29 protein-coding genes are annotated in these 15,216 nt (G+C 45.8%); 1 reads left to right on the top strand and 28 read right to left on the bottom strand.

Annotated elements, in window-relative coordinates:
• On the top strand, positions 1–321 hold a 321-nt coding region (locus BM114_RS12920; RefSeq protein WP_218151493.1), incomplete at its 5' end, for a transposase.
• 408 nt (positions 322–729) lie between these two features.
• On the opposite strand, the gene BM114_RS12915 is transcribed toward BM114_RS12920, so the two are convergent.
• The 28 genes from BM114_RS12915 to rplW all read right to left on the bottom strand — a co-directional run bounded on the left by BM114_RS12915 (position 730) and on the right by rplW (position 15,210).
• Positions 730–1,584: a hypothetical protein gene (locus BM114_RS12915; protein WP_092114045.1), complete on the bottom strand. Its 855-nt coding sequence runs from the start codon at positions 1,582–1,584 to the stop codon at positions 730–732.
• Positions 1,585–1,756: 172 nt separating this feature from the next.
• The gene (gene rplQ, locus BM114_RS12910) at positions 1,757–2,266 is read right to left on the bottom strand and encodes a 50S ribosomal protein L17 (protein ID WP_092114043.1); all 510 of its coding nucleotides are present in this window, start codon (positions 2,264–2,266) and stop codon (positions 1,757–1,759) included.
• 23 nt (positions 2,267–2,289) lie between these two features.
• Positions 2,290–3,282, bottom strand: a complete 993-nt coding sequence (locus BM114_RS12905; RefSeq protein ID WP_092114041.1) for a DNA-directed RNA polymerase subunit alpha — start codon at positions 3,280–3,282, stop codon at positions 2,290–2,292.
• A 12-nt stretch (positions 3,283–3,294) separates the two neighbouring features.
• Complete coding sequence (gene rpsD / locus BM114_RS12900; RefSeq protein ID WP_092114039.1) at positions 3,295–3,903, bottom strand: 30S ribosomal protein S4; 609 nt, start codon at positions 3,901–3,903, stop codon at positions 3,295–3,297.
• An 80-nt stretch (positions 3,904–3,983) separates the two neighbouring features.
• Entirely contained in the window at positions 3,984–4,376 is a 393-nt protein-coding gene (gene rpsK / locus BM114_RS12895) for a 30S ribosomal protein S11 (RefSeq protein WP_092114037.1), read from the bottom strand.
• 21 nt (positions 4,377–4,397) lie between these two features.
• Positions 4,398–4,778, bottom strand: a complete 381-nt coding sequence (gene rpsM / locus BM114_RS12890) for a 30S ribosomal protein S13 (RefSeq protein ID WP_022252022.1) — start codon at positions 4,776–4,778, stop codon at positions 4,398–4,400.
• Positions 4,779–4,878: 100 nt separating this feature from the next.
• The gene (gene rpmJ / locus BM114_RS12885) at positions 4,879–4,995 is read right to left on the bottom strand and encodes a 50S ribosomal protein L36 (RefSeq protein WP_009160995.1); all 117 of its coding nucleotides are present in this window, start codon (positions 4,993–4,995) and stop codon (positions 4,879–4,881) included.
• 12 nt (positions 4,996–5,007) lie between these two features.
• Positions 5,008–5,226 (bottom strand): translation initiation factor IF-1, encoded by a 219-nt coding sequence (gene infA, locus BM114_RS12880; RefSeq protein WP_004341775.1) that lies wholly within the window; start codon positions 5,224–5,226, stop codon positions 5,008–5,010.
• A gap of 1 nt (position 5,227) precedes the next feature.
• Positions 5,228–6,028, bottom strand: coding sequence for a type I methionyl aminopeptidase (gene map / locus BM114_RS12875; protein ID WP_092114035.1), 801 nt, complete (start codon positions 6,026–6,028; stop codon positions 5,228–5,230).
• Positions 6,029–6,042: 14 nt separating this feature from the next.
• Positions 6,043–7,380, bottom strand: a complete 1,338-nt coding sequence (gene secY, locus BM114_RS12870) for a preprotein translocase subunit SecY (RefSeq protein WP_092114033.1) — start codon at positions 7,378–7,380, stop codon at positions 6,043–6,045.
• 4 nt (positions 7,381–7,384) lie between these two features.
• Positions 7,385–7,831: a 50S ribosomal protein L15 gene (rplO, locus tag BM114_RS12865; protein ID WP_092114031.1), complete on the bottom strand. Its 447-nt coding sequence runs from the start codon at positions 7,829–7,831 to the stop codon at positions 7,385–7,387.
• 21 nt (positions 7,832–7,852) lie between these two features.
• Positions 7,853–8,029, bottom strand: coding sequence for a 50S ribosomal protein L30 (gene rpmD / locus BM114_RS12860; RefSeq protein WP_092114029.1), 177 nt, complete (start codon positions 8,027–8,029; stop codon positions 7,853–7,855).
• Positions 8,030–8,044: 15 nt separating this feature from the next.
• A complete protein-coding gene (gene rpsE, locus BM114_RS12855) occupies positions 8,045–8,557 on the bottom strand; it encodes a 30S ribosomal protein S5 (RefSeq protein WP_092114027.1) in 513 nt (170 codons plus the stop codon).
• Positions 8,558–8,563: 6 nt separating this feature from the next.
• Positions 8,564–8,908: a 50S ribosomal protein L18 gene (gene rplR / locus BM114_RS12850; protein WP_092114026.1), complete on the bottom strand. Its 345-nt coding sequence runs from the start codon at positions 8,906–8,908 to the stop codon at positions 8,564–8,566.
• Positions 8,909–8,928: 20 nt separating this feature from the next.
• Positions 8,929–9,501, bottom strand: coding sequence for a 50S ribosomal protein L6 (gene rplF, locus BM114_RS12845; RefSeq protein ID WP_092114024.1), 573 nt, complete (start codon positions 9,499–9,501; stop codon positions 8,929–8,931).
• A gap of 14 nt (positions 9,502–9,515) precedes the next feature.
• Entirely contained in the window at positions 9,516–9,911 is a 396-nt protein-coding gene (gene rpsH / locus BM114_RS12840; RefSeq protein WP_092114023.1) for a 30S ribosomal protein S8, read from the bottom strand.
• 63 nt (positions 9,912–9,974) lie between these two features.
• On the bottom strand, positions 9,975–10,277 hold the full coding sequence (gene rpsN / locus BM114_RS12835; RefSeq protein WP_092114021.1) for a 30S ribosomal protein S14: 303 nt from the start codon (positions 10,275–10,277) through the stop codon (positions 9,975–9,977).
• 5 nt (positions 10,278–10,282) lie between these two features.
• Positions 10,283–10,837 (bottom strand): 50S ribosomal protein L5, encoded by a 555-nt coding sequence (gene rplE, locus BM114_RS12830; RefSeq protein WP_092114020.1) that lies wholly within the window; start codon positions 10,835–10,837, stop codon positions 10,283–10,285.
• Complete coding sequence (rplX, locus tag BM114_RS12825; RefSeq protein ID WP_092114018.1) at positions 10,837–11,181, bottom strand: 50S ribosomal protein L24; 345 nt, start codon at positions 11,179–11,181, stop codon at positions 10,837–10,839. The genes rplE and rplX overlap by 1 nt, the downstream gene beginning before the upstream one ends.
• A gap of 19 nt (positions 11,182–11,200) precedes the next feature.
• Positions 11,201–11,566, bottom strand: a complete 366-nt coding sequence (rplN, locus tag BM114_RS12820; RefSeq protein WP_092114016.1) for a 50S ribosomal protein L14 — start codon at positions 11,564–11,566, stop codon at positions 11,201–11,203.
• Between the two features lie 2 nt (positions 11,567–11,568).
• The gene (rpsQ, locus tag BM114_RS12815; RefSeq protein ID WP_092114015.1) at positions 11,569–11,835 is read right to left on the bottom strand and encodes a 30S ribosomal protein S17; all 267 of its coding nucleotides are present in this window, start codon (positions 11,833–11,835) and stop codon (positions 11,569–11,571) included.
• 2 nt (positions 11,836–11,837) lie between these two features.
• Complete coding sequence (rpmC, locus tag BM114_RS12810; protein ID WP_092114013.1) at positions 11,838–12,032, bottom strand: 50S ribosomal protein L29; 195 nt, start codon at positions 12,030–12,032, stop codon at positions 11,838–11,840.
• Between the two features lie 3 nt (positions 12,033–12,035).
• Positions 12,036–12,464, bottom strand: a complete 429-nt coding sequence (gene rplP, locus BM114_RS12805; RefSeq protein ID WP_092114011.1) for a 50S ribosomal protein L16 — start codon at positions 12,462–12,464, stop codon at positions 12,036–12,038.
• Positions 12,465–12,478: 14 nt separating this feature from the next.
• A complete protein-coding gene (rpsC, locus tag BM114_RS12800) occupies positions 12,479–13,204 on the bottom strand; it encodes a 30S ribosomal protein S3 (protein ID WP_092114009.1) in 726 nt (241 codons plus the stop codon).
• A gap of 8 nt (positions 13,205–13,212) precedes the next feature.
• Positions 13,213–13,617, bottom strand: coding sequence for a 50S ribosomal protein L22 (rplV, locus tag BM114_RS12795; protein WP_092114007.1), 405 nt, complete (start codon positions 13,615–13,617; stop codon positions 13,213–13,215).
• Positions 13,618–13,649: 32 nt separating this feature from the next.
• Positions 13,650–13,916, bottom strand: a complete 267-nt coding sequence (gene rpsS / locus BM114_RS12790) for a 30S ribosomal protein S19 (RefSeq protein WP_009161014.1) — start codon at positions 13,914–13,916, stop codon at positions 13,650–13,652.
• Between the two features lie 10 nt (positions 13,917–13,926).
• A complete protein-coding gene (rplB, locus tag BM114_RS12785) occupies positions 13,927–14,754 on the bottom strand; it encodes a 50S ribosomal protein L2 (RefSeq protein ID WP_092114006.1) in 828 nt (275 codons plus the stop codon).
• 6 nt (positions 14,755–14,760) lie between these two features.
• On the bottom strand, positions 14,761–15,210 hold the full coding sequence (gene rplW / locus BM114_RS12780) for a 50S ribosomal protein L23 (RefSeq protein WP_092114004.1): 450 nt from the start codon (positions 15,208–15,210) through the stop codon (positions 14,761–14,763).
• Positions 15,211–15,216: the final 6 nt, after the last annotated feature.

Here is a 15,216-nt window from a genome sequence, read left to right as displayed (position 1 = left end):
AGAGGCTACATCAAGAAGGCACTCTTCGAGCATCTCTTCGACCAGGGCATCCATCTCGTGCATGGCCTCAAGGCCAACATGAAGAATAAGCTCATGCCCATGTGGGACAAGATCATGCTCAGAAAAAGGTACATCATCGAGTGTATCAACGAATTGCTCAAGAACAAGGCCAACCTCGTGCATTCACGACACCGGTCCATACACAACTTTATGATGAACCTATGCTCGGCTCTCGCGGCCTACTGTTTCTTTGACAACAAGCCGGAGGCGCTGCCAGTGCATGTGGAGAAATCAAGACAATTAGAGCTATTTGCATGGTAATCTTATCCCGAACTCGCGTATGATTTTCTTCCTTTCTATTCGTTTAAATGTTTTCTTTTGACAACGCAAAGGTACGGAGAAAACAGCGAAGTTAGCTTAACATAGCCTTAACCTTTCCTTAAGATTTCATTAGGGCGCAATGCGCCCGACGGCTCCCGCTCCCGCTATCTCCAGCCGGCAAGAACGGCAGCGGCCGACAGCTCCACACCTTCAAGCGGTTACCCGGCTGACAAAATCGGCGAGATTGAACGACAAAATCGCTGAATTCATGGGACAAAATCGCCGATTTTGTCAAACAGGAAGCGGCTTCCGACACGGCAACGGGCATCATCCCGAAGGAAAAGGCACAAAAAAAGAGGCCATGCCTTGCGGCCTGACCTCCCATAAAGGATGCTTTATGTCAGATGTTCACTTGCCTAAAGTGGGGATGTTGAACTCGCTCACCTTGGAGATAATCTTGTTGGTGCCTTCCAAAACCGACACGCAAATCTTGGCATTCCCTTTCTTCAGGCGGTTGTCCGCCTTCACCAAAGCCGTGTATCGGACGCCCTTTCCGGGCTCAATCTTCTCTACATGTACGCTCGGCGAGATGAAGAGGTGCCTGTTGGCATCGGCCTCTACGACCGTGGGCTGCACATCGTGGAGGGTTCGCTGGCTTCTGTTGACAATCTCGAATATCACCTTGCAAAGCTCGCCGCGGGAAATGGCATTGTCTTCATTGTCGTCTACAAAGCGGGCGTTGCGCACCTCGATGTCGGGACTATAGGTGAAACCCTCCGTCAAATCCTCGACACTGGAAGAGGCAGGAGCCGTGGCCACGGGCTGCTGAGCCGTGTAGTCGCCGGTATATTCACTGCTGTTGAAGTCGTAGATGCGGTCGTCTCCGCTGTTCGTCTCGTCAAATCCGCTGCCATAGGAGGGGTCGGATTCCGGAGCCGTATACGGCTCAACCGTATCCTGCTGTTGCCTGGCTGCACGGGCTGCAGCCCGCTCGGCCTTGTCGCGATGATACTGGTCTAAGTCCGCCTGACGCTTCTGATCCTGCGCGTTGCCGATGGCAGCTCCCACCACAGCACCTCCGGCCATGCCGATAATCGTGCCCAGGTCTGACCCGCGAGGGCCGTCGCTAAGGCCGCCGATTGCACTGCCGAGAATAGAACCCAGCCCCACGCCTGCATAAGCGCCAGTACCTGCATAGGTGCCACAGCTGCTTACCAGCAGCGTTGCGCCCATTACCATGATAATTCCTTTCTTCGTTTTCATGTCCGAGCTATTAATCTGTTTGCAAAGATAACTTAAATAGATGACAAAAGGAAGCCTTTTTCCCTAAATCAAGATAGGGATTTCCCTAAATCAAATCACCCCGTAGCCAAGAAAAAAGCGCCTCCCCCAGAAAGGGAAAGCGCTCTATGTATGCTTGATTGAATAACCTGAACTATTCAGCCTGTGCCTCCTCGGCCTTGGGAGCTTCCTCTGCGGGAGCCTCTACAACCGGAGCTTCTGCTACAGGAGCCTCTACTGCCTTCTTGGTGGAGCGACGACTACGACGAGTCTTCTTCTCTGCCTTAGGAGTCTTGGCCATGTTCTCATCGAAGTCTACCAACTCGATGAAAGCCATCTCTGCAGCATCACCCTGACGGGTGCCAAGCTTTATGATACGGGTATATCCGCCCGGACGATCACCCACCTTTGCAGCGACCTTACCAAACAACACCTTTACAGCTTCTTTGTTTTGCAGATAGCGGAAAACAACACGGCGGCTGTTGGTGTCATCCTTCTTACAGCGTGTGATAAGGGGCTCTACATACTTCTTCAAGGCCTTGGCCTTGGCAAGGGTCGTAGTGATTCTTTGGTGCAGGATCAGGCTGATAGCCATGTTGGCAAGCATGGCAGCACGATGGTCTGCAGTACGACTCAGGTGGTTGAATTTCTTATTATGTCTCATTTTTGTTTTTTGCTTTTGTGGACTTATTCCTTGTCCAGTTTATACTTTGAAATGTCGGTTCCGAACGACAGATTCAGACTCTCGAGCAAATCATCAAGCTCCGAGAGCGATTTCTTACCAAAGTTGCGGAACTTCAAGAGGTCGGTCTTGTTGTACTGAACGAGATCACCGAGGGTCTCTACATCAGCTGCCTTCAGACAATTGAGCGCACGAACACTGAGGTTCATGTCAACCAACTTGGTCTTCAGGAGCTGGCGCATATGCAGTACTTCCTCGTCAAACTCCTTGTTGCCGTCCTGATCAGGATTTTCAAGAGTAATCTCCTCGTCAGAGAACAACATGAAGTGATAGATAAGAATCTTTGCAGCCTCTTTCAGCGCGTCCTTAGGAGCGATGGAACCGTCCGTCGTAACCTCGATAACCAGCTTGTCATAGTCGGTCTTCTGCTCGACACGATATGGCTCAACCGAGTACTTCACATTACGAATCGGGGTGTAGATTGAATCGATTGGGAGCACATTCACATCAGTACAGAACTCACGATTCTCATCTGCCGGCACATAGCCACGGCCTTTATTGATGGTGAGATCAATCTGCATTGAAGCTTTTGCATCTAAATGACAAATCACCAAATCAGGGTTTAACACTTCAAATCCAGTCAAATACTTGCCAATATCGCCCGCCTTGAACTCTGTTGTGTTCTCCACGGTGATACTAACTTTCTCGTTCTCGAATTCTTCTACTACTTGCTTGAATCGAATTTGCTTGAGATTCAAGATGATGTTAGTAACATCCTCCTTCACACCAGGTACTGACGAGAACTCATGCTCAACGCCACCGATACGAATGGTGTTGATGGCAAAGCCCTCGAGTGATGAGAGGAGAATGCGGCGGAGAGCGTTGCCAATGGTTACGCCGAAGCCAGGCTCAAGAGGACGGAATTCGAACTTGCCGAAATGGTCGTTAGCCTCCACCATCACTACTTTATCGGGTTTTTGAAATGCTAATATTGCCATTAATTTAATAATTTAAGCTTTAGAGTACAACTCAACGATTAACTGCTCCTTTATATTTTCAGGGATATCGGCACGCTCTGGCTTGTGCAGAAACTTGCCGCTCTTAGAATTCTCATCCCACTCGATCCAAGGATACTTGCTATGGTTAAAACCTGCAAGGGATACCTCTATGACTTCAAGGGACTTTGCCTTCTCGCGAACGCCTACAACCTGACCAGGCTTGACAGCATAAGAAGGAATATTCACAACCTTACCGTCAACAACAATATGCTTGTGCCCTACAAGCTGGCGAGCTGCTGCACGAGTGGGGGCAATACCCATACGGAACACGACATTGTCGAGACGACACTCAAGATTCTGAAGGAGAATCTCACCCGTGATACCGCTGGCCTTAGCTGCCTTGTCAAACATATTACGGAACTGGCGCTCAAGCACACCATAAGTGTACTTGGCCTTTTGCTTCTCTGCCAACATGACACCGTACTCAGACATTTTTCTGCGGCGGTTATTGCCATGCTGTCCAGGAGGGAAGTTTCTCTTGGACAAAACTTTGTCAGCACCAAAGATGGGTTCTCCAAATCGGCGTGCAATTTTAGATTTCGGACCTATATACTTAGCCATAATATTATAAAATGTTCTTTTAAAATTTTAAATTCTGCAAGAGCCAATCTTTAACTCTTAACTATCAACTCTATACTGAATTATACACGACGACGCTTCGGAGGGCGGCATCCGTTGTGCGGTAATGGGGTTACATCTATGATTTCAATAACCTCGATGCCTGCACCATGCACGGCACGGATAGCACTTTCGCGACCGTTGCCCGGCCCCTTAACATAAGCCTTAACCTTACGGAGACCAAGATCGTAGGCTACCTTTGCACAATCCTCCGCTGCCATCTGGGCTGCATAAGGAGTGTTCTTCTTAGAGCCACGGAAGCCCATCTTGCCGGCTGAAGACCAAGAAATGACCTGACCTTCCGAATTGGCAAGAGACACAATAATGTTATTAAAAGAACTATGTACATGGAGCTGACCCATTGCGTCAACTCTTACATTTCTTTTCTTAGATGTTGCTTTCTGATTTTTTGCCATAATTAATTTCCTCCTTCAGAATTACTTAGTAGCCTTCTTCTTGTTAGCAACAGTCTTCTTCTTACCCTTACGAGTACGAGCATTATTCTTTGTGCTCTGCCCGCGAACAGGAAGACCATTACGATGTCTAACTCCACGATAGCAACCGATATCCATCAGGCGCTTAATGTTCATCTGAATCTCCGAACGGAGATCTCCTTCTACTTTGAATTCAGCACCGATAATTTCACGGATCTTGGCTGCCTGATCGTCAGACCACTCACTGACCTTCAGGTCGCGGCTTACACCGGCCTTGTCCAATATCTTTGCTGAACTACTTCGACCAATACCATAGATATAGGTCAATGCGATTTCGCCACGCTTATTCTGGGGCAAATCTACTCCAACAATTCTTATTGCCATTTGTAAAATAAATAATAAAAAATTTGTTCTGAATTTTGCTAAAAGCATGCAAAGATACCCATAATTCTGCAATTATGAGCACATTTACAGTTCTTTAACATTAACCCTGACGCATCTTGTACTTAGGGTTCTTCTTGTTGATAACGAACAGACGACCCTTACGACGAACGATCTTGCAGTCGGGTGTACGCTTCTTTAATGATGCTCTAGTCTTCATATCTTTATATTGTTACTTGTATCTGAAAACGATTCTACCCTTTGTCAGGTCATATGGACTCATTTCCACTTTCACCTTGTCGCCAGGAAGAATTTTTATATAATGCATTCTCATCTTACCCGAGATGTGCGCAATAATCTGTACACCATTCTCAAGTTCCACTCTGAACATCGCATTAGACAAGCTCTCAACGATGGTTCCATCTTGCTCTATCGCAGACTGTTTTGCCATATCAATAAATATCTCCTTCTAATTTCTCTATTTCCTCAAATGTAGACAAAATCTCAGCCTTGCCTTCACGAATCGCAATCGTATGCTCAAAATGAGCAGCAGGTTTTCCGTCGCGGGTTATAATACCCCATTTATCCGGCAGTAACCAAATTTGCCGATCGCCCATCGTAATCATAGGTTCAATGGCAATGCACATTCCAGCTTTTAGCATTACGCCATTACCACGCTGCCCATAGTTTGGGACCTGTGGTTTTTCGTGCATCTCCTTACCTATTCCATGTCCTGTAAGCTCACGAACCACACCGTAGCCCTCGCTCTCGCAGGATTCCTGGACGGCTGCACCTATATCACCAAGATACTTTCCAGCTACCGCCTGCTCTATACCGAGATATAAAGCTTCCTTGGTGGTTTTCAGTAAATGCTTCACTTCGGGAGCAACCTCTCCAACACAAAAGGTATAGCAACTGTCGCCATTATAACCGTCGAGGAGTGTTCCGCAATCGATTGAGATAATATCTCCATCTCTGAGGATTGTTTTCTCGTCTGGTATTCCATGTACGACGACATTGTTCACCGAAGTACAAATACTTCCTGGAAACGGCCCTCCAAAAGGATTAGGGAAGCCCTTGAAAGTAGGGATTGCCCCATGGTCTCTGATGAACTCCTCCGCAATTTTGTCCAATTGAAGGGTCGAAACGCCTGGCTCAATATGTTTACCCAATTCCGCAAGGGTGGCCCCAACAAGTCGGTTTGCCCTGCGCATCAGGTTGATTTCATCTTCCGTCTTCAGAAATATCTCCATTACGATATCTCTGACTAATAGGCAGATACAGCTCCTTGACGAGTATGGCCTGAATTCAACAGTCCGTCATAATGACGCATCAGAAGATGGCTCTCAACCTGCTGGAGTGTATCGATAACAACACCAACGAGAATCAAGAGAGAAGTTCCTCCGAAGAACTGTGAGAATTCCTGCTGAACATTAAGGAAGCTTGTAAGTGCAGGCATGATAGCAACAAAGGCAATAAGCAAAGAGCCTGGCAAAGTAATACGAGACATTATAGTATCAATATACTCCGCAGTATCCTTACCCGGCTTAATACCGGGAATAAACCCATTATTGCGTTTCATGTCCTCAGCCATCTGAGTCGGATTCAGAGTGATTGCCGTATAGAAATATGTGAAGGCGATAACCAAGATCACATAAATCGCATTATACAGCAGACTGCGCGTGTTCATCAGATTCTGAACCAACCAGCTGGCATTTTCGCTCTGATACTGTACGACCGCCAAAGGAATGAACATCAAAGCCTGAGCAAAGATGATAGGCATCACATTAGCAGCAAACAATTTCAGAGGAATATACTGACGAGCTCCACCAAACTGCTTATTGCCAACAAGTCGCTTAGCGTACTGTACAGGTATCTTGCGCGTTCCTTGTACCAATAGAATCGACAGGCAAACAACTCCATATAGGATCAGAATCTCGACTATGAACATAACAAGACCACCGCCACTAATCGCCGTAAAGCGAGAGCCAACTTCCTGGACAAAAGCCTGGGGGAGACGGGCGATAATGCCAATTGCAATAATCAAGGAGATTCCATTTCCAACTCCCTTGTCCGTAATGCGCTCACCCAACCATAGGATGAACATACTTCCTGCCGCAAGGATAATGGTTGCCGGAATCATGAACACCGACCATGAAATGCCGGAGGCCAGAGCCTGACCAGCCTGCATTCGTAGGTTGATGAGGTAACTCGGAGCCTGAAACACCAAGATGATTACAGTCAGGATACGAGTATACCAGTTGATTTTCTTGCGACCACTTTCACCTTCGCGCTGCATCTTCTGGAAATAAGGAACAGCGACAGCGAGAAGCTGCATAACGATAGAAGCTGAGATGTAAGGCATGATTCCGAGTGCAAAGATTGACGCATTCGAAAATGCACCACCAGAGAACATGTCCAACAGCGACATAAGGCCACCAGAGGTTTGCGACTGAAGTTTCTGTAACATGCCCGGATTGATACCCGGAAGTACTACAAACGAGCCAAAACGGTAAATAGCCGTAAACAGAAGAGTTATGAGGAGCCGCTGACGCAAGTCCTCTATCTTCCAACAGTTCTTTAGTGTCTCAATAAACTTTTTCATCTACTTAGATAATAGTTGCGGTTCCACCAACAGCCTTGATAGCTTCCTCGGCTGTCTTAGAGAACGCATTTGCTTCTACTTCAATTTTTGCCTTCAATTCACCATTGCCAAGAATCTTCACAAGCTCTTTGCCATTGGTAAGACCGGCCTGCTTGAGCTCTGCGATTCCAATCTTGGTGAGATTTCTCGTCTCAGCAAGGGACTGAAGGGTCGACAGGTTGACGGCAAGGTATTCCTTATGGTTGATATTCTTGAAACCAAACTTCGGGACGCGGCGCTGCAACGGCATCTGACCTCCCTCAAAACCAATCTTCCTCTTATAGCCAGAGCGAGACTTGGCACCCTTATGGCCACGCGTTGAAGTACCGCCCAGACCAGAACCTGGACCACGGCCGATACGACGGCGAGAATGTGTTGAGCCTGCAGCTGGCTTTAAATTATTTAATTTCATATTAGCATCTGAATTTAAAAATTATTTAACTACTTCTATCAGGTGATGAACCTTGCGAATCATACCGCGGTTGCTCGGAGTATACTCTACCTCAACAACCTGAGAAATCTTATGGAGCCCTAGTGAGAGAAGAGTTCTCTTCTGATCTATCGGAGCTCCGATACGACTTTTAATCTGCTTGATTTTAATTGTTGCCATAGTTATATCTCCTAATTAACCATTAAATACTCTATTCATAGCTATACCACGATCGCCAGCCACCGTGTAGGCATCACGCATCTCACTAAGAGCGAGAATCGTAGCCTTCACCAAGTTGTGGGCGTTTGAGGAGCCCTTGGATTTAGCGATGACATCCGTAATGCCAACACTATCCAAGACAGCACGCATAGCACCTCCGGCCTTCAGTCCCGTACCTGTAGCAGCAGGCTTGAGAAGCACCCGGGCTCCGGCAAACTTAGCTTCAATCTCGTGAGGAACAGTCCCATTGATAACCGGAACCTTGACAAGGTTTTTCTTTGCAGACTCTGTACCCTTCTGGATAGCAGCAGTAACTTCACCTGCTTTACCGAGCCCCCAGCCGATAACTCCGTTACCGTCACCTACAACGACGATGGCAGCGAAACGCATCGTACGACCACCTTTTGTAACCTTTGTTACACGGTTGATAGCAACCAAACGATCCTTCAGTTCGATGTCGCTATTTACTTTTACTCTATTCATTGCCATAATCGTTTAGAAATTAAGACCTCCCTCACGAGCCCCTTCGGCCAAAGCCTGCACACGGCCGTGATACAGATAACCATTACGATCAAAAACTACTGCCTCAATCCCAGCAGCCTTTGCCTTTTCTGCTACAAGGGCACCGACTTTCTTTGCTTGCTCAGTCTTTGGCAACTTTTCAAGTCCCAGAGATGATGCAGAAGCAAGAGTCCTGCCTGTTAAATCATTAATCACCTGAGCATAAATCTGCTTATTTGAGCGGAAAACGCTAAGACGAGGACGCTCAGCCGTTCCTTTTATACTCTTACGAATACGGAACTTTATCTTAATTCGTCTTTCAACTTTCTTTATTGTCATAATCGTAAAATCAATTAAAATTACTTAGCTGCAGCTGTCTTACCTGACTTCCTGCGAATAACCTCGCCCTGGAATAAGATACCCTTTCCTTTGTAAGGCTCAGGCTTGCGGAAAGAACGAATTTTTGCACAGATGAGTCCCAGCAATTGCTTGTCACAAGACTCCAGAATTATGATAGGATTCTGATTTCTTTCAGACTTTGTCTCAACTTTAACCTCCTTAGGAAGTTGAATGAATATCGGATGGGTATAACCAAGAGAGAACTCTACCAGATTTCCCTGATTGGAAACGCGATAACCTACACCGACGAGCTCCATTGTCTTCTTGTATCCCTCACTCACCCCAATAACCATGTTGTTTACAAGGGAACGATACAGACCATGGAATGCCTGCTTCTGCTTCGTGTCTACCGAACTGTTCTCGTCTATTTCGAAAGTTACCACGCCATTCTCGTCCTTAAACTTGATAGACGGGTCGATTTTCTGAGACAATTCACCCTTCGGGCCTTTGACTGTAACCACATTTGACTTCTCATCGAAATTAACCATAACTCCAGATGGAATACTAATTGGTAATTTTCCTATTCTTGACATATTCAATCCTCCAATTAATAAATGTAGCAAAGAACTTCACCGCCAATCTTCTGCTCGGCAGCTTCTTTGTTAGTCATAACACCCTGAGATGTAGATATAATTGCAATACCTAATCCATTAATAACTCTTGGCATATCTTTGTAACCCGTATACTTACGGAGACCTGGTGTAGACACACGCTTCAAACTCTTGATTGCGTTTTGCTTTGTTTGCGGGTCATACTTCAAGGCAACCTTGATGGTTCCCTGAGGGCCATCTTCTATGAACTTATAGTTCAAGATATAGCCTTTTTCGAAGAGAATCTTTGTAATAGACTTCTTCATGTTAGACGCAGGAACCTCAACGACACGGTGATGAGCCATGATTGCATTTCTGAGTCTTGTCAGATAATCTGCTATTGGATCTGTCATAAAAATAAATGTTTAATTAATCGGGCCTATCCCGACAATATTAAATAATAAAAAACTTCTCGTTTACCAACTCGCCTTTTTTACCCCAGGGATGAGACCGGCAGAAGCCATTTCACGGAACTGGATACGAGAAAGACCGAACTGGCGGATATATCCCTTTGGACGGCCTGTTATCTTGCAACGGTTGTGGAGGCGGATTGGGTTCGCATTCTTCGGAATAGCCTGAAGTTTACGAGCAGCCTCGTAAGCTTCTGCAGGATCCTGGGCCGTAGCGACGATCTTTTTTAAAGCTGCACGCTTTTCAGCATACTGAGCGACGAGCTTTGCACGCTTAACCTCGCGAGCTTTCATTGATTCTTTTGCCATATTTCTTAATCGTTTTTAGCGTTTTTGAAAGGAAGACCAAATGCCTTGAGCAAAGCATATCCCTCTTCGTCTGTCTTAGCAGATGTTACGAAGGTAATGTTCATACCTTGGATGCGATCGACCTGATCAATATTAATCTCAGGAAAGATAATTTGCTCGGTAATACCGAGAGTATAGTTGCCACGACCGTCGAATTTGCTTTCAATACCTTTGAAGTCGCGGATACGAGGCAAGGCAATGCGAATGAGTTTCTCCAAGAATTCATACATACGCTCACGGCGCAATGTTACCATAACGCCGATTGGCATCTTCTTGCGAAGCTTGAAATTCGCTATATCCTTCTTTGAGTATGTTGCAACAGCCTTCTGGCCTGTGATAGCCGTAATCTCATTGATTGCGACATCTATGATCTTCTTGTCCTGCGTTGCATCGCCCAGACCCTGATTGATAACTATCTTCTTCAGGGTGGGAACCTGCATAGCGGAAGTATAGTTGAACTGCTTCTGAAGCTCAGGAGCTATAGTCTCCTTGTAAACTCTCTTTAACTCTGCTGTATTCATTACTTAATTTCCTCCCCCGATTTTTTAGCTATACGAGTAACATTCTTTCCTTCACGCTTGATTGCAATACGGGTAGGCTCACCAGTCTTTGGATCTACCAAACTCAGATTTGAAATATGAATGGAAGCTTCCTGCTTGATGATGCCCCCTTGAGGATTCTTAGCCGAAGGCTTTGTACTTTTAGATACGATGTTAACACCTTCCACTATTGCGCGCTCTTTGTCAACAAGCACCTTCAGCACCTTATGGGGTGCAGGATACTTGCCATTAGACTTCCTGACATCCTTGTCTTTTCCTGCAAGGACGAGAACCATGTCGCCTTTTTTAATATGTAATTTACCCATTACTCTTTCTTTTAATTATTTAAAGAACTTCAGGTGCCAAAGAAACGACTTTCATATTAACCGCACGCAACTCACGAGCCACAGGGCCGAAGATACGGCTACCACGAAGCTCGCCGGCATTGTTCAGCAATACACAAGCGTTGTCGTCAAAACGGATGTAAGATCCATCTGCCCGACGAATTTCTTTCTTTGTGCGAACAATCAAAGCTTTAGATACTGCACCTTTTTTCAATTCACTTGCCGGGATAACATTCTTTACAGCAACGACAATGATATCACCGACACTTGCATAACGACGGCGCGTACCACCAAGTACACGGATGCAAAGAGCCTCGCGTGCGCCGCTGTTATCACATACTGTAAGTCTTGATTCTGCTTGTATCATAATTACTTAGCTTTTTCAACAATTTGTATTAATCTCCATCTCTTTGTCTTAGATAGAGGACGAGTCTCCATGATTTGCACGGTATCACCTATATTTGCCTCATTTTTCTCGTCATGTACATGGTACTTCTTTGTTTTCTGGACAAACTTACCATAAATAGGGTGCTTCTCCTTGAACTTAGTTGCAATAACAATGGTTTTGTCCATCTTGTTACTGATAACGACACCCTGTCTTACTTTTCTTAAATTTCTTGTTTCCATCTGGACCATTGTTATTTATTAAGTTCTCTTTGACGAAGCTCTGTCTTCATGCGTGCTATATCGCGACGAACAATCTTAATCTGTGATGGATTCTCGAGAGGAGTGATGCTATGATTCAGCTTCTTCTGATGCAAATCAGCCACGGCAATCTCCAGTTTCTCACGCAGTTCCTTGTCGGTGAGTTCTCTTATTTCTTTAGTCTTCATAGTTTAAGCGTTTTTATCGTAATCGCGTCTAACAACAAATTTTGTCTTAACAGGCAGTTTCTGTGCGGCAAGACGGAGAGCCTCCTTAGCCACATCAAAAGAAACGCCTTCTACTTCAAAGAGGATGCGACCCGGCGTAACGGGTGCTACCCATCCAGCAGGATCACCCTTACCTTTACCCATTCGGACATCGGCCGGCTTACGGGTAATTGGCTTGTCTGGGAAAATACGAATCCATACCTGACCTTCACGGTTCATGTAGCGGTTTACGGCTACACGAGCCGCCTCTATCTGGCGACTGTCAATCCATTTGGCCTCAAGGGTCTTGATTCCAAATGAACCGAATGCCAGCTGTGTTCCTCTGTGGGCGTTGCCTTTATTGCCACGACCATCTTGAGGCCTTCTATATTTTACTCTTTTTGGCTGTAACATGATAGCTTCTACTTTTAACGATTGTTATTGTTTCTTCTACGATTACCGCGACCGCTATTGTTAGGACGGCCAGCACTCTGCTTCTCCTGAGTAAAATTAGGTGTAAGGTCTCGCTTTCCGTAAACCTCACCACGGCAAATCCATACTTTAATACCCAGCAAACCAACCTTTGTCAAGGCTTCTGCGTGACAGTAATCAATATCTGCACGGAATGTGTGGAGAGGTGTGCGCCCCTCCTTGTACATCTCACTGCGTGCAATCTCAGCACCATTCAGACGACCTGAAATTTGAATCTTGATACCTTCTGCCCCTGCGCGCATCGTATTCTGGATTGCCATCTTGATAGCGCGGCGGTAAGCAATCTTACCCTCGATTTGACGAGCAACATTGTTTGCTACAATCGTTGCATCAAGTTCAGGTTTCTTTACTTCAAATATATTAATCTGAATGTCTTTCTTATAGAGTTTCTTCAACTCCTCCTTCAATTTATCGACATCAGCACCACCTTTACCTATGACGATGCCCGGACGGGCTGTGCAAATAGTAATGGTAACGAGTTTCAATGTACGCTCGATGACAATCCTTGAAACACTGGCCTTAGCCAAACGCTCATTAAGATACTTACGGATTTTCTGGTCTTCTACCAGATTATCCCCAAAGTCTTTGCCACCAAACCAATTAGATTCCCAACCACGAATAATACCAAGTCGGTTGCTTATTGGATTAACTTTCTGTCCCATGCTATTTCTTATTTTTCGTCATTAGTTTTGGCATCTACAAACAAAGTAACATGGTTCGAACGCTTGCGGATTCTGTAACCACGACCCTGCGGTGCTGGTCTCATTCGTTTCATTGTAACGCCTTCATCGACGAAGACCTTGCTCACATAGAGTTCGCCGTCTTCAGCCTTGCGGTCATTCTTAGTCTCCCAGTTTGCAATAGCCGAACGCAGCAGTTTCTCAACATCTGCGGCAGCATGCTTTTTAGAGAACTTCAGTACTCCGAGAGCACGGTTTACCTCCATACCACGAATCATGTCGACTACATAGCGCATCTTGCGTGGAGAAGAAGGAATGCCATTGAGTTTTGCGAAGTACAAATTCTTGCGAGCTTCCTTTAATCTTTCAGCTGCTATATGTTTTCTTGCTCCCATTATTGTTTTTACTCTTTAAATGGTTTGCCCTATTATTTCCTATTACCAGAATGGCCACCGAAACGACGAGTTGGGGAGAATTCTCCAAGCTTGTGTCCCACCATGTTCTCTGTAATATAAACAGGGATAAATTTATTTCCGTTATGAACTGCAACAGTGTGCCCCACGAAATCCGGGGAGATCATTGATGCCCTGGCCCATGTCTTAACGACACTCTTCTTACCACTCTCGTTCATTGCGAGAATTTTCTTCTCGAGTGATACATTGATATATGGACCTTTTTTAAGTGAACGACTCATAATTTACTCTTTATTTTTTATTAGCTCTTTCAATAATATACTTGTTAGAAAGCTTCTTCGGTGCACGAGTCTTGAGACCCTTGGCGTACAAGCCCTTGCGAGATCTTGGATGACCTCCGGACTGACGGCCTTCACCACCACCCATCGGGTGATCGACAGGGTTCATAACAACACCACGGTTGTGAGGACGACGACCCAGCCAACGAGAGCGGCCTGCCTTACCAGACTGCTCAAGAGCATGATCCGAATTACCCACACTACCTATGGTAGCCTTACAAGCAGAGAGAATCTTGCGAGTCTCTCCAGAAGGGAGCTTAATCACACAATAACTGCCCTCACGAGAAGTCAACTGAGCAAAATTACCAGCCGAACGAACGAGCAACGCACCCTGGCCCGGACGCAACTCAATGTTGTGGATCACCGTACCAACAGGAATGTTTGCCAAAGGAAGGGCGTTGCCAATCTCAGGGGCAGCTTCTGTGCCCGACATCAACCTCGCACCTACCTGCAGTCCGTTAGGAGCAATAATATAGCGCTTTTCACCATCCACATAATAAAGCAATGCGATACGCGCCGAACGGTTCGGATCGTATTCGATTGACTTTACTACGGCTGGAACACCATCTTTCTCACGCTTAAAGTCGATAAGACGATATCTTCTCTTATGACCGCCGCCCATATAGCGAACCGTCATCTTTCCGGTGTTATTACGACCACCGGTAGAACGCTTACCGTAAACGAGAGACTTCTCTGGCACTGATGCAGTAATTTCCTCGAAAGTGCCAATAACTTTGTGTCTTTGACCCGGTGTAACGGGCTTTAATTTACGTACTGCCATTTTTTATTAAATATTGCTATAAAAATCAATTGAATCGCCATTCTTCAGTGTAACGACAGCCTTTTTGAACGCAGCCTTCTGGCCTTTCACAAGACCTGCCTTGGTATAGCGAGCCGAACGCTTGCCGGCATAACGAGCTGTGTTGACTGCAACTACGGTAACATTGTACAGGCTCTCTACTTCCTGCTTAATCTGGAGTTTGTTGGCTTCGGGCTTTACGATGAATCCATACTTGGGCTGTGCCTTACGCTCGTAAGTGAACACGGTCTTTTCCTTGGAAACTTCCTTCCCGCCCTTTTTCTTACCTGTCTTGTATGTATAGCTGCGCTTTTCTTCAACAGCATTATACTTATCGGCTGTCTTCTTGCTATAGGCGGTAAGCTTCCTGTCGACAGAACTCTTGTCTGTCAACTTGGTCATCTTCTCCGTAACCAATGGTTTGATAATAAATGCCATAATCTA

Source organism: Prevotella sp. KH2C16, assembly GCF_900113305.1.
Taxonomy (GTDB): domain Bacteria; phylum Bacteroidota; class Bacteroidia; order Bacteroidales; family Bacteroidaceae; genus Prevotella.
Note: the sequence above shows the minus strand (reverse complement) of the source record. Positions and strands in the feature narration are given on the sequence as shown.

What these genes read in the sequence shown, in the direction of transcription:
- BM114_RS12915 (WP_092114045.1), bottom strand. Translation starts at nt 1,584, where the DNA reads ATGAAAACGAAGAAAGGAATTATCATGGTAATGGGCGCAACGCTGCTG.
- rplQ (WP_092114043.1), bottom strand. Translation starts at nt 2,266, where the DNA reads ATGAGACATAATAAGAAATTCAACCACCTGAGTCGTACTGCAGACCAT.
- BM114_RS12905 (WP_092114041.1), bottom strand. Translation starts at nt 3,282, where the DNA reads ATGGCAATATTAGCATTTCAAAAACCCGATAAAGTAGTGATGGTGGAG.
- rpsD (WP_092114039.1), bottom strand. Translation starts at nt 3,903, where the DNA reads ATGGCTAAGTATATAGGTCCGAAATCTAAAATTGCACGCCGATTTGGA.
- rpsK (WP_092114037.1), bottom strand. Translation starts at nt 4,376, where the DNA reads ATGGCAAAAAATCAGAAAGCAACATCTAAGAAAAGAAATGTAAGAGTT.
- rpsM (WP_022252022.1), bottom strand. Translation starts at nt 4,778, where the DNA reads ATGGCAATAAGAATTGTTGGAGTAGATTTGCCCCAGAATAAGCGTGGC.
- rpmJ (WP_009160995.1), bottom strand. Translation starts at nt 4,995, where the DNA reads ATGAAGACTAGAGCATCATTAAAGAAGCGTACACCCGACTGCAAGATC.
- infA (WP_004341775.1), bottom strand. Translation starts at nt 5,226, where the DNA reads ATGGCAAAACAGTCTGCGATAGAGCAAGATGGAACCATCGTTGAGAGC.
- map (WP_092114035.1), bottom strand. Translation starts at nt 6,028, where the DNA reads ATGGAGATATTTCTGAAGACGGAAGATGAAATCAACCTGATGCGCAGG.
- secY (WP_092114033.1), bottom strand. Translation starts at nt 7,380, where the DNA reads ATGAAAAAGTTTATTGAGACACTAAAGAACTGTTGGAAGATAGAGGAC.
- rplO (WP_092114031.1), bottom strand. Translation starts at nt 7,831, where the DNA reads ATGAAATTAAATAATTTAAAGCCAGCTGCAGGCTCAACACATTCTCGC.
- rpmD (WP_092114029.1), bottom strand. Translation starts at nt 8,029, where the DNA reads ATGGCAACAATTAAAATCAAGCAGATTAAAAGTCGTATCGGAGCTCCG.
- rpsE (WP_092114027.1), bottom strand. Translation starts at nt 8,557, where the DNA reads ATGGCAATGAATAGAGTAAAAGTAAATAGCGACATCGAACTGAAGGAT.
- rplR (WP_092114026.1), bottom strand. Translation starts at nt 8,908, where the DNA reads ATGACAATAAAGAAAGTTGAAAGACGAATTAAGATAAAGTTCCGTATT.
- rplF (WP_092114024.1), bottom strand. Translation starts at nt 9,501, where the DNA reads ATGTCAAGAATAGGAAAATTACCAATTAGTATTCCATCTGGAGTTATG.
- rpsH (WP_092114023.1), bottom strand. Translation starts at nt 9,911, where the DNA reads ATGACAGATCCAATAGCAGATTATCTGACAAGACTCAGAAATGCAATC.
- rpsN (WP_092114021.1), bottom strand. Translation starts at nt 10,277, where the DNA reads ATGGCAAAAGAATCAATGAAAGCTCGCGAGGTTAAGCGTGCAAAGCTC.
- rplE (WP_092114020.1), bottom strand. Translation starts at nt 10,837, where the DNA reads ATGAATACAGCAGAGTTAAAGAGAGTTTACAAGGAGACTATAGCTCCT.
- rplX (WP_092114018.1), bottom strand. Translation starts at nt 11,181, where the DNA reads ATGGGTAAATTACATATTAAAAAAGGCGACATGGTTCTCGTCCTTGCA.
- rplN (WP_092114016.1), bottom strand. Translation starts at nt 11,566, where the DNA reads ATGATACAAGCAGAATCAAGACTTACAGTATGTGATAACAGCGGCGCA.
- rpsQ (WP_092114015.1), bottom strand. Translation starts at nt 11,835, where the DNA reads ATGGTCCAGATGGAAACAAGAAATTTAAGAAAAGTAAGACAGGGTGTC.
- rpmC (WP_092114013.1), bottom strand. Translation starts at nt 12,032, where the DNA reads ATGAAGACTAAAGAAATAAGAGAACTCACCGACAAGGAACTGCGTGAG.
- rplP (WP_092114011.1), bottom strand. Translation starts at nt 12,464, where the DNA reads ATGTTACAGCCAAAAAGAGTAAAATATAGAAGGCCTCAAGATGGTCGT.
- rpsC (WP_092114009.1), bottom strand. Translation starts at nt 13,204, where the DNA reads ATGGGACAGAAAGTTAATCCAATAAGCAACCGACTTGGTATTATTCGT.
- rplV (WP_092114007.1), bottom strand. Translation starts at nt 13,617, where the DNA reads ATGGGAGCAAGAAAACATATAGCAGCTGAAAGATTAAAGGAAGCTCGC.
- rpsS (WP_009161014.1), bottom strand. Translation starts at nt 13,916, where the DNA reads ATGAGTCGTTCACTTAAAAAAGGTCCATATATCAATGTATCACTCGAG.
- rplB (WP_092114006.1), bottom strand. Translation starts at nt 14,754, where the DNA reads ATGGCAGTACGTAAATTAAAGCCCGTTACACCGGGTCAAAGACACAAA.
- rplW (WP_092114004.1), bottom strand. Translation starts at nt 15,210, where the DNA reads ATGGCATTTATTATCAAACCATTGGTTACGGAGAAGATGACCAAGTTG.